The organism is Mucilaginibacter glaciei, from assembly GCF_014773245.1.
Classification (GTDB): domain Bacteria; phylum Bacteroidota; class Bacteroidia; order Sphingobacteriales; family Sphingobacteriaceae; genus Mucilaginibacter; species Mucilaginibacter glaciei.
This window is the reverse complement of record NZ_JACWMX010000005.1, coordinates 291,051-314,839: the sequence shown is the minus strand read 5'-3', so window position 1 is coordinate 314,839 and position 23,789 is coordinate 291,051. Positions and strand designations below refer to the sequence as shown.

Below are 23,789 nucleotides of genomic sequence, written 5' to 3'. Positions count from 1 at the left end.
AAAGTAATATTCAGTAGGTTGACTTAATTATTTAATACCACCCTGATAAATGTCCACGTTGAACAAAAGCAGCCATATATTGAATAAAACCGCCCTAATATTGAACCGCGCACTTAAGTGTTAAAAAGCTTTGTATTTTTAAGGATGCGATTGTTTGTTAAACCCAGCATAGGCCAGTTACAATGGATAGTGTGGGTATTTGTTTTTTTAGTGCTAACGCTCTCTTTACTGCCAATGGATGGCTTTGCACAGGCGTTTGTTTACGCATTGCTTTATACCACCTTTTACGCGGCAATTATATACGGTAACATTTACTGGCTATATCCCTCACTGTATAAAAAAGGGCGCGTAATAATCTACATTATCGCTGTACTGGTATTTTTGGTAGTTATCGGTATCGTAAAAAGTTACATCACCCTAAATATTTATAACCTTTTTTTTGCTAAACACCCCGAAACCATGAGCGTAAAGGCTGTTGCCGGCATGGTGATTGGCGGGTTTATGGTCTTCCTGCTAAGTTTTGTCTTTCGCATTGCTATTGAGTATTTTAAGCTGAAGCAACATACTGATGAGATGATTGCCCGGAAAACCCAGGCCGAACTTGACTTGCTTAAATCGCAGGTGCAACCGCATTTTTTGTTTAATACACTTAATAACATTTATTACGAAGCCTACCTGGAAGCCCCACGCACGGCCAGTCTGATAGAACGACTAAGCGACATTATGCGCTACTTTGTTGATGAAAGCCCAAAGCAGCTCGTATCGTTAACAACAGAAATTCAATTCCTGGAGAATTATATAGCTTTGGAGAAGATACGGATCAGGTATGACATCGACCTTGACTTTATCAAAGATTGCGAAGCGACGATTTCTATCCCACCCATGCTGTTGATGACATTTGTAGAGAATATATTTAAACACGGCATTGACAAGAGCAGCACGAACAATAAAATCTCTATCAGGTTGATCCAAAACAACGGTCGACTGTCATTTATAACGGAGAACACTGTCCCTGCCCGGCAGGTGAAAGCTCCATCAACGGGATTTGGATTAGTCAACTTGCGTAAGCGTTTGGTGCTTTTATATGCTGATGATTTTGAGTTAAATGTTAACCACGAAAACGATAGTTTTATAGCCTGTTTAACCATACCATTGGCATGAATTTAAGGTGCATTATTATAGACGATGAACCCCACGCGGTAAACCTGCTGGAAGTTTTAATAGCCCAAACTACCCAATGGCAATTGTTGGGCAAATGCTACAACGCGCTGGAAGCCCTTGACTTTTTAAAGAAGCATCAGGTCGATTTTATATTTCTGGATATCAATATGCCCCACCTAAGCGGGATAGAACTTGCCGGGTTGCTCCCCTCAGCGACTAAAATCGTTTTCACTACGGCCTATGCCGAGCATGCGGCGGATAGCTATGCATTCCAAACCATCGACTACCTGCTGAAGCCGATTACCTTGAAGCGGTTTTTAACTGCTACACAAAAAATAGAAGCGGTTTTTGGCAAGCTACCCGCAACTGAAAAGGTGGAGAACAAACACGATGAAAATTACTTTTTTGTAAAAACCGGCAAAACACTGCGCAAGGTTTCTATAGCCGAAATACTTTATTTTGAAGGGGAAAAAGAATATGTGCGCCTGGTTACCGGCACAGAAGAAATACTAATTTACAAGCGTTTAAAGGACATTGCCGACCAGGTGCAGGCCCCCTTTGTGCGGGTACATAACTCCTATATTGTGAACACAAAAATGCTTAACAAAATTCAGGATAATCATATTTACATCGGCACTAAACAGATCCCTGTGAGTGAAAAGTTTCGGGATGGGTTTATGGCGCTGATCAGGCAGCGGATCTTTTAACCCGTGGTATTCTATGATTCTGTTAATTCGCCGCGGAGGTCTTTCTCCAAACAGCGTTTCACTTCTATCGGGTCTTCAATCTCGCCCAACAGGTACATCATTTTGGTAACGGCGGCCTCATAGGTCATATCAAACCCACTTGCAACACCCATATCTTTGAGTTCTTTACTAGTTTCATAACGGCCAAGTTCAACCGTTCCTACCTTACATTGCGAAATATCTAATATTACCTTACCGCTTTCGATAGCCTTTTTAAGCAGGTCGGTAAACCATTTGTCGGTTGTAGTATTGCCCGCGCCAAATGTTTCCATCACTATGCCGCGTACATCCGCCCCCAAAATAGTCTCAACCACCTTAGGGCTAATGCCGGGGTAAAGCTTTAACACAGCTACATCAGTAACCAGTTTATTATGAATTTTTAGCGGGCCTTCTCCCGGTTCGCGGATGTCATTTACACTAAAGCGCAAATGCACGCCGGACTCTGCCAATATGGGGTAGTTAGGTGAGCGGAAAGCCTCGAATTTGGATGAGTTATATTTAAACGCGCGGTTACCGCGAAAAAGCTTATAATCAAAATAGATACAAACCTCGGGCACGCGGGCACGATCATTCTTTTTTGCTTTGGCTATCTCGATAGCCGTCATCAGATTTTCCTTAGCGTCGGTACGCACGGCGCTTATGGGTAACTGCGACCCGGTAAAGATGACCGGCTTATTTAAATTTTGCAGCATAAAGCTGAGTGCCGATGCCGTAAAAGCCATCGTATCTGATCCGTGCAATATCACAAAGCCATCAACGGTATCGTAATTAGCTTCAATTAATGCAGCTAATTCACTCCAGATAGCAGGGTTCATGTTAGATGAATCTATCACCTCGTCAAATGAGTGAACCTTAATTTTGCAATTAAGCTTCTCCAGCTCCGGCACGTTGTCCATTATCTGCTCAAAATTGATGGGGACCAACACCTTGGTAACTGGGTCGCTCATCATACCAATTGTCCCTCCGGTATAGATGATCAATATCTGGCTCATGAAAATAGGTTTATCTATAAAAATACAGTTTTTTTATACACCAAATATCTTTTTGGAATTTTCTGTGGTGATATTGGCCACGTTTTCTACAGATGTTTGATGCAGTTCTGCAACCGTTTGGGCAATATATATCAAATAAGAACTTTCATTTGGTTTACCCCGGTACGGAACGGGCGAAAGATACGGAGAATCTGTTTCTAACACGATATGCCGTAAATCAATTTGTGGTAAAATTTTGTCAAGCCCTGCCTTTTTGTAGGTAACTACGCCGCCAATACCCAAATAAAAACCCAAAGCGATAATTTTTTCAGCTTGGTCAAGCGCACCGCCAAAACAATGGAAAACACCTCTCAGCTTTTCGTCGTTTTCGTCGAGCAATACCTGATAAACCTCATCAAAAGCGTCGCGGCAGTGAATTACGATGGGCAGATCCATCTGTTTAGCCCATTTGATCTGTAATTTAAATGCCTGTACCTGTTCCGTTAAAAAGGTTTTATCCCAGTAAAGGTCTATCCCTATCTCGCCAATGGCATACATTTTATGCTGGTGCAAATAAGGCTGCATCAACATCAGCTCATGTTCCCAATCCGCCTTTACCGAGCAGGGGTGCAGGCCCAGCATGGGGTAACAATTATCAGGGTATGCCTCCAGCAAATTAAACATCAACGGGATGGATGTCGCATCAACATTCGGCAGAAATAAACGGCTTACATCGTTATCAAAACAGCGCTGCATCAGCTGCCCGCGCAGCGCAGCATCGGTTTCATAATATAAATGGGTATGTGTATCTGTTAATACCATGCGGCAAAAATAAAAAAGCCTTCTGCTGTGCAGAAGGCTTTTAATGTCATTTTAATTTTTCTTTTTTAACGGGGCACGCTTTTTAAGCGGTGTCTTTGCCGGCTTTTTGGCTCCCGTCTTCGCAGCAACTGCTGTATGCTTGACGCGATTTACTTTTACCATTTCTACATCAAAAACCAATGTGCTAAATGGCGGGATCTTTTCACCGCTGCCCCGTTCGCCATAGGCCAGGTTAGAAGGGATGATCAGCGTAGCCTTCGACCCTTCGTTTAGAAGCGATAAGGCCTCATCCCAACCGGCGATAACCTTTTGCATGTTGTGCGGAAACTGGATAGGTTCATAAGGGCGGCCCTCCATATAAGTACCACCGGCTTTAGCAACCGATTCGATACTAGTATCGAAAAGTTTGCCATCTAAGGTACGGCCCACGTAATTAATAGTCAATGTATCGCCAGTTAATGGCTTAGGCTTGGTGCCCACTTTGGTGATGATATAACGCAAGCCCGATGGCGTGGTTGTCACGGCAAGGTTATGGCTTTTAATATAAGTATCCGCACCGGCTTTTTCAGTCATCTTCATTTTTTCGAAAGCGGCGTTCCGCTCGGCCATGGCTTCGTTTAAGGATTGCACCTGTACAATCTTGATATTGAACACCAAATTACCTCCCTTTAGTAAAAACGGTGGGCGGGCCTCTTCATGTCCCTTAAAAATAGAATCGATAGGCACTTTTACAACTGCGCTATCGCCTGCGCCCATTAAAGGGAATATATCCATCAGATCGCCAATATTGGTTGAAGGGCGTACCTGTGCCTTTACCGGCTGCCCTTGTAAATAAGTGCTAAAGAGTATCGAATCTTTATCGGTACGCTGCACCGCCTGGAAGGTGATCACATCGTTCTGTTTGATCTTTTCGCCCGCGTTCTTACTAATCAGCTGGTACTGCACCCCTTTTGCGTTGCGCTGCATGCCTGTTTGGGCATTAGCAGATAAACCAGCGACAGAAACAAGTAGTATGGTATAAAAAATATTCTTCATATGACATAAAAAAGCCTTCCGGGAATTATCCGGAAGGCCAATAAAGTATTCTAAATTATTTAACTGCCGGCATTACCGGTGGTTTTGGAGCGTTAGGGTTTGGTTTAACAATATCAACCAATTCAACCTCGAACCAAACCGGTGTGTACGGGCCAATTGCAGGCGGGAAACCTTGCTCGCCCCAGCCTAAGCTTGAAGGGATCACAAAAGTTGCCTTAGCACCTTTGTTTAACAATAACAAGCCTTCGTCCCAACCTTTAATTACCTTGCCTTCGCCAACAGCTATACGTATTGGGGCAAAAGTACGGCGTGGGTCCATCGGTTGTTTTGCCTTAACAGCTTCTTCTTTTAAGCTACTGTCAAAAAACTTACCGTTAAGCAATTTACCGGTGTAGTTTACTACTGCGGTATCGCCGTTAACCGGTGTTGCACCGCTACCTGTTTTTGTAATAACATATAATAAGCCTGATGCGGTTTTAGTTGGCTTTAAGCTTTTTTCAGCTAAAAACTTCTCAATCTTGGCCGGCTCTGCTTTTTTAACGGCCTCTGCTTGTACTTTAAAGTAATCGGCAACCTTAGCCTGGAAAACGGCATCAGTTTGTGTACCCTTAGGTATCACTTTTTCTACCTTAACTTCGTAAATAATGTATTTACCCTTCATGCCCGGCGGGCGTGGTGTACCTTTTTTAAACATCGTATCGATGCTTAATTTGATGGTAGCACTATCACCTTCGCTCAACATTAAAAATGCTGCAGATATATCACCCTTAGCCTGTGGCTTTTGCATAATGTTGTTAATTGGGTGGCCCAGGTCATAGGTGCTGCCCAATACAGAATCTGCTTCGTTTTTAAGGGTTAAGTTCAAACTAATAAAATCCCCGGCCTGTAAGTTAGTACCCGGTTTATCCACGTGGATGTTATACAACATCCCTCCGTCGCCTTTTTTAAAGCCACCTTTACAACTTGCTAAACCTATGGTTGCAAGTGCAATAAACATTAAGTTTTTTCTCATTTTGTTTCTTTACTGTATTAAAAGTTTTTTGTACTCGGGTAATATTGATTTAAATTTATTGATTGTTCCTTCAAGCGTATCTGCCGATTGCCCACCCGCTGCATTGCGATGGCCGCCGCCTTCAAAGTAACGCTTGCAAATATCATTAGCAGGGAATTCGCCTTTAGAGCGTAACGATAGCTTCACTTTATCCTTCCTGTCAACAATAAACGCTGCCAGTTTGATGCTGCCTATAGAAAGCGCGTAATTCACTATCCCTTCGGTATCGCCGGTATTAGAGTCGTATTGATCTAAATCGGCTTTGGTTACCCAGATAATAGCTGTATTAAATTCAGGCAGGATCTCTAAACGGTTGGCCAGGCAATGCCCCAGGAAACGTAAACGGTTCTCTGACGAACTATTGTATATCAATTCATGGATCCTCCAGTTTACCGCGCCTGCGTCTATCAGATCGGCCGCTATGCGGTGCACTGCCGATGTTGTATTGGGCAAACGGAAAGAGGCCGAATCTGTAAGGATGCCGGTATATAGGCAGGTAGCCACATCTTTAGATACCAGCTCTTTTTTATTGAGCACATCGGCAATAAAATCATAAACCAGCTGCGCGGTAGCACAGGCCCTGATATCCCAATGGCGGTAATCGTCAAAATCTTCGGGGTCAAGGTGATGGTCAATCATCACCTTATAGGCGCTGCTTTGGCGAACCAGCTCGCCCATTTCATTGATACGGCCAAGCGCGTTAAAATCAAGGCAGAAGATCAGGTCGGCTTCGGCGATAAGCGTAGCAGATTGCTGCAAGTTTTCGGTGTAAATAATCACCTCTTCGTTACCAGGCATCCAGGCTAAAAAGTCAGGATAGTCTGTAGGGGCAATCACTTTAGCGTGATGGCCCAACTGCACCAGGTAATGATATAACCCTAAAGATGACCCCATAGCATCTCCATCAGGTTTATGATGGGTGGTAATAACTATTTTTTTGGGCTGAGCTAAAAGTTCAGTAAGCGAGGCTAAATCCAACATCAAATTTTAAAAGAGCCGCAAAGCTAAGTAAATTAATTAAATACGTAGAGCATATTTACGGCAATTGCTTTAAATAACGGTTAAAAAAAGCTACTTTTGCGCCAAATTTTAAACATAAAAGCCCGATAATAAAAGGATGCTGAGTCCTGTTAAATTGGGGTTAATAAATAATAATCGATATGACAACCAACAGAACATTTACAATGATAAAGCCCGATGCGGTAGCGAACGGGCACATTGGTGCAATTTTAGACCAGATAAGCAAAGCAGGTTTTAAATTTGTCGCTTTTAAATACACTGCATTAACGCCAGAAAAAGCAGGTGAATTTTACGCTGTACACAGCGAACGCCCTTTTTACAAAGATTTGGTTTCTTTCATGTCATCTGGCCCTATTGTGGCTGCAATTTTGGAGAAAGATAATGCAATTGAAGATTTCCGTAAGTTGATAGGTGCTACAGACCCGGCTAAAGCTGATGCCGGCACCATCCGTAATTTGTTTGCCAAGTCTATTGATGCTAACGCCGTACACGGTTCTGACTCTGATGAGAACGCACAAATTGAAGGCAATTTCTTTTTCTCGGCATTTGAAAGATTCTAAATTAAAAGTATAATAAAAGGATGTGTGACGAAAACCGTGGCATATCCTTTTATTGTTTAGGTTTTACTTGTATTATATAATAATACTGTTTAACTTTACGTTCTTAGTTCAAAATCAAACGTTTAGGAGGCCCTCAAATGAAATTATTAATCAAGTACTTGATCTACTCGCTGGTAATGGTTACTATCTTGATAATTTCCCTGAATATTTTCAGAGACCATCCTGAAGCGCAGTTCGCATTCATATTTCCCGGCATTTTCCTGGTAGTTTTTTCGAAGATCATGGACGACACCGTTCGTAATATCGCTAAACACGTTCGCCACCCTAAATTCAGGTAGTTTACAAAAACACGATATCGGCCACCAATTCAGTTTTCGCCTCGTCGTTTATTTTTTTGATGATCTGGCTACGCATTAAAACCAATTCATTTTTTATCACCGACGATTCTATCCGAAGAAACAATTTCTTGTCGCGGATAAACAATTCCTTTGTACGGTTAGCTACGGATTTCCCCACCAGGTCAGGCCAGAGCGTTACAATAGCCGTTTCATCGTACTTACGCTTTATCTTGTAAACGTTAAGCATTTGCTCAATTGCCTCTTTAAGCGATTTATCGTTTGTTTTACGCATCGATGCTGCCCTCCGCAACTTTAAATAATTTCAGGTCGACATTGATCTGATCAAAAATACCCTTAACCCGGGCCATGCTGGTATCGGTTATAAAAACCTGCCCGAAATCGTTATTAGATACCATCTGCATCAGCTTGGTAACGCGGCCATCATCAAGCTTATCAAAAATATCATCAAGCAACAGTAAAGGCTTAAATCCATTCTTTTGAGTCAGAAAGGTATATTGCGCCAGCTTTAGCGCAATCAGGAAAGATTTTTGCTGCCCCTGCGACCCGAATTTCTTCATGGGCATACCATGTATATTGAATTGCAGGTCGTCTTTATGAATGCCTGCTGTGGTACGCTCCAGTATCCTATCGCGCTCCAGGGCCTTCGCCAACAATTGGGCAAGGCTATTCTCGATCAATTGCGATTCATACTTTAACTCCACCTGCTCGGCATCTTCGCTGATAAATCGGTAGTGCCCGTTAAATATGGCGGTAAAACCCTCCATAAAAGCGCGTCGTTTTTCAAAGATCCGGGTGCCGCTGTTCACCAGCTGCTCGTCAAATATCGATAGTAACTCCGGGTCGTACCGACCGGTATCGGCAATTTGCTTTAATAGGGCGTTGCGGTTGGCAAGCACCTTGTTATAGCCAATCAGTTCATCCAGGTAACTATGGTCGGTTTGCGAGATCACGTTATCTATAAACTTACGCCGCTCCTCGCTCCCTTCTATAATGATACTGATATCATACGGCGAGATCATGACCAACGGCAAAAATCCTATATGATCGGCCAGGCGCTGGTAATCCTTTTTGTTCCGTTTAAACTGTTTTTTTTGATTGCGCTTAACCCCACAGGCCACTACCTCTTTATTGCCGTTCTTTTCAAAAACGCCGTTGATCATAAAGAAGTCGGCCCCCTGTTTTATCTGTTGACTATCGATAGGGTTAAAGTAACTTTTACAAAGCGACAGGTAATGCACCGCATCCAGCAGGTTGGTTTTGCCCGCCCCGTTGTTACCCACGAAGGCATTTACCCCTTGACTTAGCGTTAGCTCGGCCTCGGAATAATTTTTAAAGTTAAGAAACGACAGTTGCTGCAGATACATATTCGGGAGGGCAAATTTACGCAATTGGTTCATTAGTTCGGTAGTTCATTTGTTCAATGGTAGATAGTTTGCAAATCAAGAGAAATTGCGTTAGGGATTGCAGCGGATACCGGCCCGTGACTAAGGCCTGTGCAGTATGAGCGGAAAGCCCGGCCGCAGGCAACGCCCAAAAAACAGCGTTAAAAATCTTTAAGAACCTCAAATTTTTACAACTAATCGTTTAACGCCGATTATCTCGCATATCGATTTATCACAAAAAGTGGCTACCACCAGTGGGTAACTAATCGCTTTCTAATCAACCAGAAAGCGCATGTATCGACACGTGTGCTACACTTCCTATTTAAGCAAATATTTAATTTGTTAAAAGTTTTGAAAACCGTATTTTTGCAAACTTAATTTTTAAATACAGATGTCAGCAACCGAGGTTAAAGCAAATACCACAACAGAGAATAAGCCAATTGTGAAGAGTGGTAGCTTTGTACAAGAGAACCAAAAAAGCTTGTTATTTATAGCCGCGGCCATTGTTATAATGGTGGTAGGTTATATTGCATACCTTAAAGTTTACCTTGCACCCAGGGAAGCCAGTGCTGCAAGCCAGTTTTATGTAGCGCAAGATTTTTGGGCCAAAAAAGAATGGGACAAAGCTATTAAGGGCGATGCCGGTTACCCTGGTTTAGAAAAGATTATTACCGATTACAGCAATACCAAAGTGGCTAACTTGGCTTATTTTTATTTAGGCACTGCTTATTTGAATAAAGGCGAATACCGTAAAGCGATTGATAACCTGAACAGCTACCGTGGCGACGATGCAATGGTTGCAGCAGAGGCTTTAGGCAGCGTAGGTGATGCTTATGTAGAGTTGAAAGATATGGACAAGGCCGAAACCTATTTCAAAAAAGCGGTTGATAAGGCTAACAACAAATTTCTTGCTCCTTTATATCTTAAAAAATTAGGCTTGGTTTACGAAGCTAAAAATGATAAGAAGGCAGCGGCCGAAACTTACAAGAAAATCAAAACAGAATATCCTGACAGTGCCGAGGCTCAGAACATTGACGCGTATATTGGCCGCAGCGAAGCGCAATAATTACCGATACGTTTAAAAGGTTTTAAGGGTTGAAAAGGTCGTAAGTGTTATACTTCGATATTTTCAACCCTTTATTTTTTATCTGCTTTTTAACCTTTAATAACCAATCCAACTTTTATAACTTTACACCATGGCTACTCAATTAAAAAACCTGTCCGATTTTTCCACTGCTACCGCCATCCCTGATGCTTCGGCGTTTACGTTTGGTATTGTGGTGGCCGAGTGGAACGCCGAGATAACCAATGCTCTTTACCAAGGTGCCTATAACAGCCTGATCAAATACGGCGCACAGGAAGATAACATCCACTCCTACCCTGTTCCGGGCAGTTTTGAGCTTACCACAGGTGCCGAGCTTTTATTAAAGACCGGTAAGTTTGATGCCGTTATTTGCCTGGGCTGTGTGATACAAGGCGAAACCCGCCACTTTGATTTTATTTGCGCTGCCGTGGCCGATGGCGTAACAAATGTTGCCATAAAATATTCAAAACCTGTTATATTTGGTGTGTTAACCACTGACAATCAGCAACAGGCCATTGATAGGGCAGGCGGCAAACACGGAAATAAAGGTGACGAGGCTGCTGTAACTGCCATAAAAATGGCTAAATTGGCAGCAACATTGGAGCAATAATTAACGTATAAAAAGCAAGTTGACCAACAGCATGAAAAAAATAGTATACATAGCAGTTATCGCATTGGCATTAGGCAGCATCGCATCATGCTCAAATAAGTTGTGCCCGGCCTACGGTTCATACCCGCGTAGCAGATAATTTTTCTTACCGTACTTTATAAATTATCTTAAAACTTAACCGAGTTTTACATTGTATTTACTTTAAATAAAGTTTATACAATTACTTTTGAACTATGGAATGGACACAACTGGACACGGCTAATCAGATAGATAATATCAAACAAGACCAAGGCTACAGCCTTATTTTTAAACACAGCACCCGCTGCTCTATCAGTATGATGGCAAAAAGGCGCTTTGAGCTGGATTGGGATAACCTGCCTGCCGATATGCCCCTTTACTTTTTAGACCTGATCAAACACCGCGATCTATCGGCTAAAGTAGCTTCAGACTTCCAGGTACATCACGAGTCTCCGCAAATGCTTTTAATTAAGGATGGTGAGTGTATATTAGATCAATCGCATGGCGCTATCTCCGTAGATGAAGCATTAAGCGTGCTGGCATAGATCATACATAAGAATTTTAGACAAAAGATATAAGAAGAATAAGCTTCACAAGATATAAAAGGAAGGCGGCAAGTAATTGTCGCCTTTTTTATTATTGTCTGAATCATGATTTATAGGAGTAGAAGATTTTCCTGATTCTTTCCAAGGGTCTAATCCTGCTAATTCTAAATCACGAAAATTATGGTTAAAAAAAAAGGCGACAATCACTTGTTGCCTCTCTGTATTCTGAAAATCCTCTAATTCTGTAAATTCTGATTCAGACGGTTATGATTGAATCAAGTGCTTTAACTGGATAACTTCTTTTTCATCCAGATATCTCCAACGACCACGGGGAAGATCTTTCTTGGTTAGGTTGGCATAAACCGACCGGTCAAGCTTTACCACATCATACCCTAAAGATTCAAAGATACGGCGAACAATCCTGTTCTTACCGCTATGGATCTGGATGCCTATTTCTTTTTTAGTGCCACCTGTAACGTAAGATATACTGTCGGGTTTAATCAAACCATCCTCCAGCTCTAAGCCAAAGCCTATCTTGTTCATGTCACCTTGTGTAAGCGCCTTATTTAGCTCTACCAGGTAAAGCTTGGTAACGCTGTTACGCGGGTGCGATAATTTATCGGCCAGATCGCCGTCGTTGGTCATCAGTATTAAACCCGTTGTATTACGGTCTAAGCGGCCTACCGGGTAAATACGTTCTTTACTGGCCTTATCAACCAGGTGCATTACGGTACGGCGCTCCTGAGGGTCGTCGGTAGTGGTAATGTAGTCCTTCGGTTTGTTCAGCAGTACGTAAACGTTCTTTTCGCGTTTTAAGGCTTCGCCATTGTAACGTACCAAATCTTTCATTGGGTCAACCTTGTGGCCCAGTTCGTTGATCACCTCGCCGTTTACAGAAACTACGCCAGCCGCAATCAGCTCATCGGCCTTACGTCGGCTACAGATCCCTGCGTTAGCAATATAACGGTTCAACCTGATCAGGCCGTCGTCCTTAGTCTTAGCAACCGGGTTTTTACGGCCACGCATGGTGGTTTTCGGCTTATCACTTTCGCCCTCTTCGCGTTTTTTGAAACCCGATGTGGTGTTGGCAAAATCTTTTTTACCGGTGCCGCTGCCCGGTTTAGGCGTGCGGTTATACGGCTTGCGTTCGCCGCTGGTATCACCAAAAGCCCTTTTCGGTTTTTCGTCGCTGCCAAAACTGCGTTTGGTGCGGTCGCCTTCACCTGCCGATGACGGGCGGGTGCCGTAAGGTTTATCTTTGGGTGTAAATGTTTTTTTTGCGAATGATGACTGGCCTAAAGTTGGTTTGCGGTAAGGCCGCTCACCACCTTCTGATGATTCGGCACGGCCGCTGTATGGCTTATCCCTTGGGGTAAAGCTTTTACGGTCGCCTGCCGGTGCATCACCAAAGCTGCGTTTAGGGCGGTCGCTGTCTGCGGGCCTCCCGGTGTACGGCCTGCCTTTAGGTACAAATGCCTTTTTTTCGCCACCGCTAAATGATGATGATGAACCACCGCCGTAGCTTTTCTTTGGCCTGTCGCTGTCACCATCGGGTTTAGCGTATCCTGCCGAAGATTGTCTTTTATCTGTCGAGAAAGTTTTTTTATTGTCTGAGCGGCCGCCTGTGCCGAATGATTTTCCTGCTGATGAGGAAGATGATCTGTTTGATCTGTCAGCACCGCTTTTCGGGCCGCCTGATCCTCTGTTTGGTTTGTCGTCGCGACTACCGGTTGGTCTCTTAAATACCATATTTTTTTGTTTTGCGCTTTCGCAGCGTGAGGGTCAAAAGTACAACTTTTTCATGAAAAAATGAAATTTTTTGACCGGTTCAAAAACACGCTTTAAATCGTTTTAAACGTCGATTTTTGGGGTTAGTGTACTGGATTTAAACACTAAGGATATGGTAAATACTTGACATTCTGCTTTATATCAGTACCTTTGCGGCACATCATACCAAAGGTTTAATTAATGAGTAAATTTGAAATGACTAAAAAACACTTAATTACGTGCTCCGTAATATTTGTGCTGGTTATCATTTCCAGACTTAACATTTTCAGTACTAATCCTGTTTTTACGGTAAAAACAGCGGCCATTACCCACGCTGATATCCTTTTCGCAAAACCTGTAGAAGAGGCCGAAATGGACTACAACTTTGCCAACGAGGCACTGCCTGTAAATGACCAAAGGGTTAATTTTAAATTAAAAAAGTCTTTAGCAAAGCATAAGTTTAAAAATATTCAGTCGAATATTTTACACGCTAAAGCAGATAAGCTATTCCCTGTTATAGAGCCTATCTTAAAATTTTACGGTATCCCGCAAGATTTTAAGTTTATCCCCCTTGTTGAATCGGGGTTAAACGGAGGCACATCGCCGAAAGGCGCTAAGGGTATCTGGCAATTTATGCCGGGTACCGCGCGCAGCTATGGCCTAAGGGTTGGCAAAGGTATTGATGACCGCCTGAATACGCGTAAATCGACCATTGCAGCCTGCAAGTACATCAAAGAATTGTATGCCGAGTTTAACAGCTGGACGCTTGCGGCCGCTGCCTACAACAACGGTTCTATCAAGTTGGAGCGGGCCATCAACAAGCAAAACGAAGACAATTATTTCAGGATGACCCTGAACCGCGAAACCGGTTCATACCTGTACAAAATAATTGCGATGAAAGAGGTGATCAATCATCCCGGCAAGTATGGCTACAAGAATTTTTATAGCTATCAGCAAAAAATGCCCGAACTGCCTTTAGTGGCATTCAACAACTAAAAAAAGTAATTTTATATTACGGAGCACTTAAAAAAGCCAACCCCATGGGTTGGCTTTTTTTGTTGGCTTTGCTGTCTCTAAATCCGGGGGTCTCTGAAAGTAAAATTATCTTTGGTTAGCACAGCAGTCGCTCGGCTCTTGCCGAGTGACGATTATCTTACGGCCTCCGGCCGACGAGACCTGTTAAAACCGCGGCCGGAGGCCGTATAATATACCTCACTCGGCAAGAGCTGAGCGAGTGCAGAAGCTGAAAGCTTCAAGATTTTAGGTCTAAGTTACGCTATGCTAAACTTAGACCAGTGTCGGGTCACGTTTCTTATCAAGAGCGTCATTGCGAACGTAGTGAAGCAATCCCCATCATGCCTGTCGCCGACTTTTCTGTCGGGGATTGCTTCGTGCCTCGCAAAGACGGGCAGGATTTTATCCGCACATCTACCTATTAATCATCACTTACCAAGTCACCTTTTTTGATGGTGGAGTTACCGGTGCGTTTTAATACGCCCCAGGTGCTGAGTTCGCCTTTCATGGCTTTGCGGATAGATTTAAACAGGATATAATACATCAACTGGCGCCATATAAAACGCTGCGGGATAATGTAGATCAGCTTTTTGTAACTTTCCTTCTCCATTTTAAAGGCAATCATCCCCACCAGAAAATCTACCAGTACAAACGCTACATAGTAAACCAGCATCTTCTCGGGCTTGGGGCCAAACAAACCGGCAATCATCATAAGGTCGGCAAGTGGCGAGAACAGCGGCAGTATGATCTGGAAGATTAGGATATTGGGCATGCCCACCATCCCAAAGAACTTGTACTTTTTGTTAAACAGCGCATCCTTATTTTTCCAAAAGCTTTGGATCACCCCGAAACTCCAGCGGAAACGTTGTTTCAGCAGCATGTTCAGGCTTTCGGGTGCTTCGGTGTAAGCAATCGCCTCTGCACAGTTACGGATGATGTAGCCCTGCTTGAGTATACGCATGGTTAAATCGCAATCCTCGGCAAGGGTATCATAAGTAAACCCACCTGCACGGAAGATAGCTGCCTTGCGGAAAGCACCTATCGCACCCGGCACTACCGTAATGCTATTGATCAGATCAAACGCCCTGCGATCCATATTTTGCGCGGTGATATACTCTATCGACTGCCAGCGGGTAATGATGTTGGTTTCGTTCAATACCTTAACTGTACCGGCTACTGCGCCGATCTCATCATCGGTAAAGTAGGTCATCAGCTGAAAAACCGCATCATCCTTCAGTTGGGTATCGGCATCAATACATATCACGTAATCGCTTTTTGCATGAGTGATACCAAAGTTCAGTGCCGATGCCTTGCCGCCGTTAGGCTTGGTAAAAACGGTTACCAGCGGGTGGTTGTGGTATGCTTTAGAAACAACATCGTAAGTGCTGTCTTTACTCCCGTCGTCCACAAAAATGATCTCAAAATCTGGGTACTCAGTCTTCAAAAGGCTTTGGATAGTTTTAATAGCCGTAACCTCTTCGTTATAAGCAGGTACGATGATACTTACCGCGGGCATTGCCGGCTGATGGTCAAGCTTTATGGTTTTGTTATCCCTGAATTGCTTAACTGCCAGGATGCCTATTAAAATTATACGGCCCATCGCTAAAAATATAGCCGAAAGGAACAGGTAAAAGATGAATTTATTACCAATGAAAAAACCTACAACCACTACATCATAAAAGCGGCCCCAAACGGTTTTATCGTCGCTGGTGGGCAACGGCATCAGGTCGTCTTTACTTTTATTTAAAATATCGGCAATGGTGGTAAACTGATAGCCGTGGCTTTTAAAATAATGGATGATCTCCGGCAGGGCCTTTACGGTTTCTTCGCGAGTATCACCACCGGCATCATGCAGCAATATCATGGAGCCTGCATCGCGTTGTTTGATGGCGCGGGCAACTATACTATCGGCGGTTACACCGGGCTGCCAATCCCAGGGGTCAATAGATTCACCAATAGTGATGTAGCCTTGCTTACGGCTTTCGGCCACGGGCTCCACCTCGGCAAGGGTCTGCGGCTCTGCATCTGCATTGAACGGCGGGCGGAACAGGATGGTACTGCGCCCGGTTATCGACTCGATCAGCTTACGCGTAGCATTCAATTCCAGTTTCACACGCTCTACGCTAATGGTCGAAATATCGGGGTGCAGGTAGGTGTGGTTACCTATTTCATAGCCCTCATCATAAATACGGCGCAGGAGCGGAATATTCTTCTCCACCATTGATCCTACAACGAAGAAAGAGGCGGGTACTTTCTCCTTTTTAAGGATATCAAGAATCCGGGGTGTAAAATCAGGATCGGGGCCATCATCAAACGTTAAAACTACCTTACCCTTATTATATCCATACCTACGGATAACGTACTTGGTAGGCAGGTCGATATATTTTTGGTTGGTAATGGTGTAGGTGGCGGTATCTAAACTCACATCAATTTTACCGGTATGCGGAACTGTAATCAGATCCAGCACTTCGCCACCTTCTCCGGCATAATCAATTTTATTATTCAGGCCTACGGTAGTGAGCCGTTTAACATCCAGGCCTGTTTTTCGTAGTGAATCTATAGAAAGGTTCTTTTGGAAATAGGTCCACAGGCGCGGATCTTCGGCACCTAAACGCCAAAGGCAAACACCACCGGTAGCCCAATCATCTGCCATGCGGATGGCATTAAAGTTAGTAGCGGCATCGGCAAAGTATACAATGTGGTTAAACCCATCGTTACCCGTATAATTGTAATTTAGATTGGCCGACATAGGATTATACTTAATTGTAGCCTTCTTCTGCTGCGCCATACTAATGGCACCGGCATAACCAACGGGTGTACCCAGGCTGTTTTCCGGCCAGTCGAACCCGCCGGCGGCAAAAGTGAGGATTACCTTTTCACTGGGGATCTGTGCGCATATCTCGTCAAGAATCTCTTCTACCCAATGCTGATTGGCCACATCACCAGAGTTACTGGTATCAGTATGCTCATCTATAGCCATTACAAACAGAAAATCGTTTACGTTCTGTAACCGTTTCAGGTCGTACTCGTCGTCGCGGGGGATAACGTTTTGGGTTACCAGCAGGCCCCTTGCATGGAAGTTGGCATACAACTCATTTTGGAAAGCGATGTATTCCTTAGTGTTACGGTTTTTGATATCATCCAAATCAACATTGATGCCATTGAATTTGTAATAGGCCAGCTTATCGCCCATACTATTGATAAAGGCAGTACGCAGTTTTTTGCTTTTAAAAATGCGGTCTACATCTTTTTTGTCGTACTCGCCGTGAGTATTATCAATGTTTACATAGTTGGAAAGGGTAACCAGGATCTGTTTGTGATACTTTTTGTTGAGGTTGATGAGCCCGGTATCAATCGACACCTTCAGGCTATCGGTACCTCTGGCAAAAGAAAAACCTTCGGTAACCACCATATCCAGGTGCGGCATATAGGCCAGCAATGAGTTATAGGCTTGTGCTTCCCAGGCTTTGTAAAAAGCGGCATTAATTCGATTGGCGTTGTTAGGGTGCTTTAACTGATGCTGGCGGCGCGCACGGGCCAACTGCTCAATCTCTGCTTTTTCTATTTTAAAATCTTTGTATTTTTTTGACTTTTTGAGGGTTTCCAGTTCCTCTTTCGAGATCTTTTTAGGAACAGGGTCAAGATTTGGAAGTATTGGGTATTCTGTTGAAGTAATTGTAATTGCGGCTGCTACTGCACCTACAACCAATATGATAATTATGATACGGCTAAGCCATTTGAAACGGTTCCACCGGCCGGGGTTATCAGCTTGAAAGACCTGTTTAGACATGAAGGGTGATTATGCTATTTAAGTTGATATTAACCTGAACAATATTAGGCAATATATTACTATGAATTGGCCTTTTTAACGGCATCGATATTTGAAAAATCGACGCCACATTTACAATTACTGCCACAGCCTTTTTTTACAAAAATACTTTTGTAAAGCATCCGGCCAACGTAAAATGTAGCTGCAGCAAATAGTAATAATATAATAATTGCCTGTATGTTCATTGGGTGCAAAATTAATACAATTATATTATACGTTAAGATGGCTGATATATTATAAGGTTAATTTAATGCAATTTAACGGTTGGCGATTAGGTAATGTGCATGGCCGAAGTAAACCCGGACCCAACAAACTTTATTTATGCATGAACGCCACTGCACCGCCCACCCAATCAAAATTCTTATTATACCTCACACCTATCATTTTACCACGGCTTAAGCGCGCCAGGTTAATGGCAAGGGTTGGTTCGGCGTCACCATCGGGCCACAGGTACAACAGCCGTATCTCTACCTTAACGCCACCATCAGGCGCTTGAAGCACAGGCTCGTAATTAACTTTTTCCTGTAAGATCCAATTTTCCGGATCTTTGATCTTTTCGATATCGCCATCCATTATATCGATGATCACACCCTGGCCTGCAAAGCTAAATAAAGGCTTAAGCACATAGTTCTGCAAATCCTCGGGCACCTCCGTTAACTCGTGCAGGAACTGTGTTTTAGGGATATACTCGCCATTTAAAAAAGGCATGGTAAATTTGCTGATGCGGTAAAACCAGTTGGGGTGGGCTATCCACTCCACATCAAGCGGCTGGCGAATATCCACTACCTTTTCAAAAATCTCCGGGTCGCTTTCTATTTCATCAAATATCAACCGGTTATATATTCTGCGGATTCGTTTCAATTCGCCTGTGGCAATTTTGTAAAATAACTGGTCGCCTTGCTGTATCAGATCGGCAAGGGACACCACCGGCGTACCGATGTAACCCTCTGTAATGTAAAAATCTACGGCAGTTTTTTGGTGGGGCGCATCTACGTCCATCAGCACCACCTCATCCGGCTGGTAAGGGCCGATGATGGTTTTTTTAAGCAAATCCAGATATCCGCTTTTGCTTAACCCGTTGAAGAATATGGTTTGGTTACCGTGAATGTTAAAGGTATGCCGATAATTTTCTGCCAGGTGTACCTGGAACCCGTATAACGACGGGAAACCCTGCATTTCTATCAGCTTGGGTACGACATTGCCTGCATCATCTTTACAAACGCCAAAATCTAACGCGATAAAGTGGGAGTGATCGTTCTCATTGGCTACGCGCCATTGATCGGGTATAGCGCGTTCGGTTAATTCTTTGAAACCGGGTTTAAGGATGGTGGCTACAATTTCATTACCCGCCTTAATGAGTTTATCCCTGAAATCGTCAGTTAAATAAACGGGCGTTTCTGCAATACGGAACTCTATGGGATCTTTTAGCCCGGTGTTAAGGTCTACCAAAAAATCAGCATACTTTTCTGCTGAAAAGGTTTCGTTATGGGTTTTTCTGGCTAATGGGTTCATGGTGGTAGGTTATTTTGGCTTCCAATATTAAATTTGTCATTCTGAGGAACGAAGAATCTTTTCCACGTTTAATCGCCGCTTTATCATCGCCTGTTGGAAGATGCTTCGCTATCGCTCAGCACGAAAAGAAAACAAATTTGTCATTCTGAGGCACGAAGAATCTTTCCGCGTTTAACCGCTTTGTTATCGCCTGTTGGAAGATACTTCGCTATCGCTCAGTATGACAAGTAAGGTTATAATTTGTTATTCTAAGTTACGAAGAATCTTCCTGCGTCCAATCGCCGCTTTATCATCGCCTGTTTAAAGATACTTCGCTATTGCTCAGCATGATAAATAGGTTTTAATCTTAGTCCGGTTTGTCAATCGCAGTTGGCGGCCAATCCATTATTGTAACATTTAAAAATGTCCAGTTAGGATTCTCTTGTTCTATTAAAGTTATCTTTTTTGCCCTGATCCAACCTTTAATTTCCTTTTCGCGTTCGATAGCATGATTAACATATTGATGCCTTTCATACCACACTAAATTATAGCACTTATATTTTGCGGTGAAACTATTGTTTTGCCCTGTTCCAAAGTAATGCTGCTGCAAGCGAATATTAAGATCATTCGTAACACCAGTGTAGAGAACTTCACGGTTATAATTAGTTAAGATATATGTAAAATAATTATGCTGTTTCATATATCGTTTCATTAACTTATCGGAAGATGCTTCTCTATCGCTCAACATGACAAGTAAGTTTTAGTTTGTCAATCTGAGGCACGAAGAATCTTTCCGCGTTTAACCGCTTAGTTATCGCCTGTTGGAAGATGCTTCGCTATCGCTCAGCATGACAAGTAAGGTTTAGTTTTCATTCTGAGGCACGAAGAATCTTTCCGCGTTCAGTCGCCGCTTTATCATGGCCTGTTGGAAGATACTTCGCTATCGCTCAGCATGGAACACTTCTTAATCTCCTGCTTCCACCCGCTGATACTTCAAAATCGCTTCGTCTAAAAAGTTGGGGATCATGGTACTTTGCGTGTGCATAATCTTGTCAGGGTCTTCCAGTCGCTCAATCATTTCGCGGTATTTGCCTTCGCCGTGCTCATTTATCACTTCCTGTTTTTTGTCTTCCCGTTCTAAAAGTAATTTCATACCTATGGCATCTGCTTCGGGATGGAATTGAGTAGCGATAAAGTATTCGCTAAAGCGGATAGCCATCATGGCGCGCGGCAGATCAACATAGGGGCGTTCTTTCTCTAAGGCCAGTAAAGTCATTCCCAACCGATCAAGCTGATCCATGTCCGGGTTGATAACCTGCCAGCTGCGCGAATCTACCGTGTAAAACGGCTCGGCCAATCCTTCAAAAACATCTTCTTTTTTGCCGGCCTCTGTCATGTGTACGGGGAGAATACCGAATGACGGCGAACGCCTTAACCCGATCTGACCCAGACCATACCAGCGGCACATCAATTGGAACGAATGGCATACAAAAAATACGTGTTTTTTATTGGCAGCTTCACTTTTGTTGTGCGCCTCCAGTTTGGTCATCAATTGGAAATACTTCTTTTCCCACTCGGTGCCTTCACTTTCCAACGGACTACCCGGCCCGCCGCTCGAGATATAGGCATCAAACTCCAAACCCGGTACCTGTGCCTTTTTGCGCACATCAAACACCTGGTAACTTAAATTAAGGTTGTGTTTAACCTTATAGCGTTCCAGTATATCACGGAAACCACGCATACCCTCATTCGCAACGCCATCATACAAATCCAATATGGCTATCTTAATTTCGGTTTTATCTGTCATAATCCAATCTAAATTAGGTTCGCCTCCCCTATGTAAAGAACGGCTTGGCTACCCTCTATATCCCCTTTAACGTTTGTGATGTGATATAATCTACAACGTCTTCAAAGTTATTGTTTTGGTTGTAAATAGCCAACTGCCTGTCGGCACCGGTACCGTTCTCGAGTATCTTGTGCACGTACTGCAGGTCGTCACGGCAGCCCAGGTCGTCAACCACATCATCAATAAAATCCAGCAGTTCCAGGATCAGGGCACGGGTGTTTACTTCCAGCTCTTTACCAAAGTCGATCATCTTGCCGTCAATACCGTAACGGGCAGCCCGCCATTTGTTCTCGTTGATCAATGCCCTGTTATAAGTGATAAACTTCATATTGCTCAACCGCAATTTGTACAGCTTGGCACAGATACATTGAAACAAGGCCACAAAGGTCATGGTTTCATCAACCAGCATCGGGCAATCGCATACACGGAACTCGATGGTTTCAAAGAAAGGATGCACCCTCAGATCCCACCAGATCTTTTTAGCATTATCTATACAGTTAGTTTTCACCAACAGCTTTACATAGTTGTCGTAATCTTCAATACTGGCAAAATAATCGGGAATGCCCGTACGCGGGAACTTGTCGAACACTTTGGTACGGAACGATTTGTAACCAGTATTACGGCCCTCCCAAAACGGCGAGTTGGTGCTGAGCGCGTAAACGTGCGGCAAAAAGTAGCGCGCCTGGTTGGCAATATGGATAGCCATATCCCGCGACTGGATGCCTACGTGCACATGCAGCCCAAAGATGAGGTTGGAGCGGGCAGCTTCCTGCAACTCATCCACTATCTCGAAATACCTGGGGTGATCGGTGATCAGCTGGTGCTGCCAGTGCGAGAAAGGGTGCGTACCCGCTGCACCAATACGCAGGCCAATATCGCCGGCAAGCTGGGCTACGGTAGTGCGCAGCTTGCCCACCTCTTTACGGGCTTCATCGGTATTGCGGCAAATGTGGGTACCCACCTCAACCACGGCCTGGTGCATTTCGGCTTTTACCTGGTCTTCGTGGATCTTTTGCGCGCTATCCACAATCTTTTGCTCATGCGATTTCAGCTCCCGCGTAACGGGGTCTATCACCATAAATTCTTCTTCAACACCTAAGGTAAACTCGTTCATAATTGGTTAGGGGTTTGGATTGTTCTTTAAAAACAAATGTCATTTCGAACGAGGTACGAGGAGAAATCTTCTTTAAGGTAATAGTTTATACCTTTTGTTCACAGAGGATTTCTCCTCGCTATTGCTCGTTCGAAATGACAGTTATTATGCTTCTATTTCTTTACAGCCGTCTTTGTCCGTCCGTTATACTAATGGACAATGCGGACAAAATCTATTACGGACAGCTTTATAATTCCTATTTCTTAGCCGCCTTTTTAGGTGCAGCCGCTTTCTTCTTCGGTTTAGCTTCTTCGGTAATAGCGTGGTCTACTGTGCCTGCGCTTACATCTGCTTTGCTTGCTTTTGCTGCGGTCACTAAAGGCTTTCCGTTAACGCCTGTACGTACATATTCGCCCCAGGTTAGGTTATCCTTATCGTCATTTTGTGCTTTGGCGCGTTCTATAGCGTAGCTGGCAGCAGTCTCCACCACCCACTCAAAGTTATCCTGGCCTACGCTGGTAACTTCGGCATCTGGTGCAGGGTTACAGAAATCAATCGCGTAAGGGATACCATCGCGTACCGCAAATTCTACCGTGTTAAAATCGTAACCTAAATATTGGTTAAGCTGCAAAACGTATTTGGTGATGGTATCCAGCATTTTTTTAGATGCCGGGGCTTTGCCATGCTCGTAACGCAGGTGGTGTGGGTTGCGTGGCTCGTATTGCATAATACGCACGTGCTTGCCGCCAATGCAATAGCAGCGGAAGTAATCGTCAAAAATGATCTCTTCCTGCAGTAGCATTACCAGTTGCTTGGTTTCGGCAAATTTTGCCCACAGGTCTTCTTTATCACTGATCTTATAAACATCGCGCCAGCCGCCACCGTCAAACGGTTTCATGTATGCCGGGAAGCCCACGTAATCAAATATCGCATCCCAATCTAAAGGGAAGGCCAGGTTACGGAACGACCTGTCGGTAGTGCTGTCCGGGTGATCTTTAGAGGGCAGTAACGCTGTTTTTGGTACCGGTACGCCCAGCTTAACGGCTAATGCGTTGTTAAAGAATTTCTCGTCGGCACTCCACCAAAAGGGGTTGTTGATAACCGCCGTGCCGGTGATGGCTGCGTTTTTTAAAGATGCCCGGTAAAAAGGAACATCCTGCGAGATCCTGTCGACAATTACAGAATAGCCCAACGGCTCGCCCTGCATCATCTTGTCGATGCGTACAAATTCTGCGCTGATGTTTTTTTCAGCTTTCTCGTTGATCCGATCAACAAATGCCTGGGGGAATGAATTTTCCTGCCCGAATAAGATGCCTATTTTTTTCATGGTATGATGGTTATGTCGTGTAGATTTTCTGTTTTTGTGTCTTGATTCTTTACTCTTG

Annotated in this window: 22 protein-coding genes; 8 read left to right on the top strand and 14 right to left on the bottom strand. The window is 43.7% G+C overall.

Features of this window, described 5'->3' with window-relative positions:
* Positions 1-150: 150 nt before the first annotated feature.
* Both IDJ76_RS13860 and IDJ76_RS13855 read left to right on the top strand, forming a co-directional pair.
* Positions 151-1,161 (top strand): sensor histidine kinase, encoded by a 1,011-nt coding sequence (locus IDJ76_RS13860; RefSeq protein ID WP_224746324.1) that lies wholly within the window; start codon positions 151-153, stop codon positions 1,159-1,161.
* Positions 1,158-1,868 carry a LytR/AlgR family response regulator transcription factor gene (locus IDJ76_RS13855; protein ID WP_191163930.1) on the top strand — a complete coding sequence of 237 codons (711 nt, stop codon included), beginning with the start codon at positions 1,158-1,160 and terminating at the stop codon, positions 1,866-1,868. Before IDJ76_RS13860 ends, IDJ76_RS13855 begins: the two co-directional genes overlap by 4 nt.
* Positions 1,869-1,879: 11 nt before the next feature.
* Here IDJ76_RS13855 and IDJ76_RS13850 read toward each other — a convergent pair whose 3' ends face one another.
* The 5 genes from IDJ76_RS13850 to IDJ76_RS13830 are packed head-to-tail and all read right to left on the bottom strand — an operon-like array spanning position 1,880 to position 6,767.
* Positions 1,880-2,899, bottom strand: a complete 1,020-nt coding sequence (locus IDJ76_RS13850; RefSeq protein WP_191163929.1) for an asparaginase — start codon at positions 2,897-2,899, stop codon at positions 1,880-1,882.
* 33 nt (positions 2,900-2,932) lie between these two features.
* Positions 2,933-3,700: a TatD family hydrolase gene (locus IDJ76_RS13845; RefSeq protein ID WP_191163928.1), complete on the bottom strand. Its 768-nt coding sequence runs from the start codon at positions 3,698-3,700 to the stop codon at positions 2,933-2,935.
* Positions 3,701-3,751: 51 nt separating this feature from the next.
* On the bottom strand, positions 3,752-4,735 hold the full coding sequence (locus IDJ76_RS13840) for an FKBP-type peptidyl-prolyl cis-trans isomerase (protein WP_191163927.1): 984 nt from the start codon (positions 4,733-4,735) through the stop codon (positions 3,752-3,754).
* A 55-nt stretch (positions 4,736-4,790) separates the two neighbouring features.
* Positions 4,791-5,747 carry an FKBP-type peptidyl-prolyl cis-trans isomerase gene (locus tag IDJ76_RS13835; protein WP_191163926.1) on the bottom strand — a complete coding sequence of 319 codons (957 nt, stop codon included), beginning with the start codon at positions 5,745-5,747 and terminating at the stop codon, positions 4,791-4,793.
* Positions 5,748-5,756: 9 nt separating this feature from the next.
* Positions 5,757-6,767, bottom strand: coding sequence for a DHH family phosphoesterase (locus tag IDJ76_RS13830; RefSeq protein ID WP_191163925.1), 1,011 nt, complete (start codon positions 6,765-6,767; stop codon positions 5,757-5,759).
* Between the two features lie 179 nt (positions 6,768-6,946).
* On the opposite strand from IDJ76_RS13830, the gene IDJ76_RS13825 reads away from it, so the two are divergent.
* Positions 6,947-7,366: a nucleoside-diphosphate kinase gene (locus IDJ76_RS13825; protein ID WP_191163924.1), complete on the top strand. Its 420-nt coding sequence runs from the start codon at positions 6,947-6,949 to the stop codon at positions 7,364-7,366.
* 137 nt (positions 7,367-7,503) lie between these two features.
* Positions 7,504-7,704, top strand: a complete 201-nt coding sequence (locus IDJ76_RS13820; RefSeq protein WP_191163923.1) for a hypothetical protein — start codon at positions 7,504-7,506, stop codon at positions 7,702-7,704.
* A 1-nt stretch (position 7,705) separates the two neighbouring features.
* Here IDJ76_RS13820 and IDJ76_RS13815 read toward each other — a convergent pair whose 3' ends face one another.
* Complete coding sequence (locus IDJ76_RS13815; protein ID WP_191163922.1) at positions 7,706-7,996, bottom strand: DUF721 domain-containing protein; 291 nt, start codon at positions 7,994-7,996, stop codon at positions 7,706-7,708.
* Positions 7,989-9,089: a DNA replication/repair protein RecF gene (recF, locus tag IDJ76_RS13810; RefSeq protein ID WP_191164096.1), complete on the bottom strand. Its 1,101-nt coding sequence runs from the start codon at positions 9,087-9,089 to the stop codon at positions 7,989-7,991. The genes IDJ76_RS13815 and recF overlap by 8 nt, the downstream gene beginning before the upstream one ends.
* 409 nt (positions 9,090-9,498) lie before the next feature.
* Between recF and IDJ76_RS13805 the strand changes: the two genes are divergently transcribed.
* The 3 genes from IDJ76_RS13805 to ytxJ all read left to right on the top strand — a co-directional run bounded on the left by IDJ76_RS13805 (position 9,499) and on the right by ytxJ (position 11,364).
* The gene (locus IDJ76_RS13805; RefSeq protein WP_191163921.1) at positions 9,499-10,173 is read left to right on the top strand and encodes a tetratricopeptide repeat protein; all 675 of its coding nucleotides are present in this window, start codon (positions 9,499-9,501) and stop codon (positions 10,171-10,173) included.
* Positions 10,174-10,303: 130 nt separating this feature from the next.
* A complete protein-coding gene (gene ribH / locus IDJ76_RS13800) occupies positions 10,304-10,801 on the top strand; it encodes a 6,7-dimethyl-8-ribityllumazine synthase (RefSeq protein ID WP_191163920.1) in 498 nt (165 codons plus the stop codon).
* Between the two features lie 233 nt (positions 10,802-11,034).
* Entirely contained in the window at positions 11,035-11,364 is a 330-nt protein-coding gene (gene ytxJ, locus IDJ76_RS13795) for a bacillithiol system redox-active protein YtxJ (protein WP_191163919.1), read from the top strand.
* Between the two features lie 264 nt (positions 11,365-11,628).
* Here the strand turns inward: ytxJ and IDJ76_RS13790 are convergent, their stop codons facing one another.
* The gene (locus IDJ76_RS13790; protein WP_191163918.1) at positions 11,629-13,113 is read right to left on the bottom strand and encodes a pseudouridine synthase; all 1,485 of its coding nucleotides are present in this window, start codon (positions 13,111-13,113) and stop codon (positions 11,629-11,631) included.
* 219 nt (positions 13,114-13,332) lie between these two features.
* Here IDJ76_RS13790 and IDJ76_RS13785 point away from each other — a divergent pair, with 219 nt between their 5' ends.
* Positions 13,333-14,127, top strand: a complete 795-nt coding sequence (locus tag IDJ76_RS13785) for a lytic transglycosylase domain-containing protein (protein ID WP_191163917.1) — start codon at positions 13,333-13,335, stop codon at positions 14,125-14,127.
* Positions 14,128-14,566: 439 nt separating this feature from the next.
* Here the strand turns inward: IDJ76_RS13785 and IDJ76_RS13780 are convergent, their stop codons facing one another.
* From IDJ76_RS13780 to IDJ76_RS13755, 6 genes are all read right to left on the bottom strand, one after another.
* Entirely contained in the window at positions 14,567-17,935 is a 3,369-nt protein-coding gene (locus IDJ76_RS13780) for a glycosyltransferase (protein WP_191163916.1), read from the bottom strand.
* Between the two features lie 354 nt (positions 17,936-18,289).
* Complete coding sequence (locus IDJ76_RS13775; protein WP_191163915.1) at positions 18,290-19,486, bottom strand: hypothetical protein; 1,197 nt, start codon at positions 19,484-19,486, stop codon at positions 18,290-18,292.
* A gap of 346 nt (positions 19,487-19,832) precedes the next feature.
* Positions 19,833-20,165, bottom strand: a complete 333-nt coding sequence (locus tag IDJ76_RS13770) for a GIY-YIG nuclease family protein (RefSeq protein ID WP_191163914.1) — start codon at positions 20,163-20,165, stop codon at positions 19,833-19,835.
* A gap of 264 nt (positions 20,166-20,429) precedes the next feature.
* The gene (locus tag IDJ76_RS13765; protein ID WP_191163913.1) at positions 20,430-21,272 is read right to left on the bottom strand and encodes a type 1 glutamine amidotransferase; all 843 of its coding nucleotides are present in this window, start codon (positions 21,270-21,272) and stop codon (positions 20,430-20,432) included.
* A gap of 55 nt (positions 21,273-21,327) precedes the next feature.
* Positions 21,328-22,425, bottom strand: coding sequence for a carboxylate-amine ligase (locus tag IDJ76_RS13760; RefSeq protein WP_191163912.1), 1,098 nt, complete (start codon positions 22,423-22,425; stop codon positions 21,328-21,330).
* A 235-nt stretch (positions 22,426-22,660) separates the two neighbouring features.
* A complete protein-coding gene (locus tag IDJ76_RS13755; protein ID WP_191163911.1) occupies positions 22,661-23,731 on the bottom strand; it encodes an ATP-grasp domain-containing protein in 1,071 nt (356 codons plus the stop codon).
* Positions 23,732-23,789: the final 58 nt, after the last annotated feature.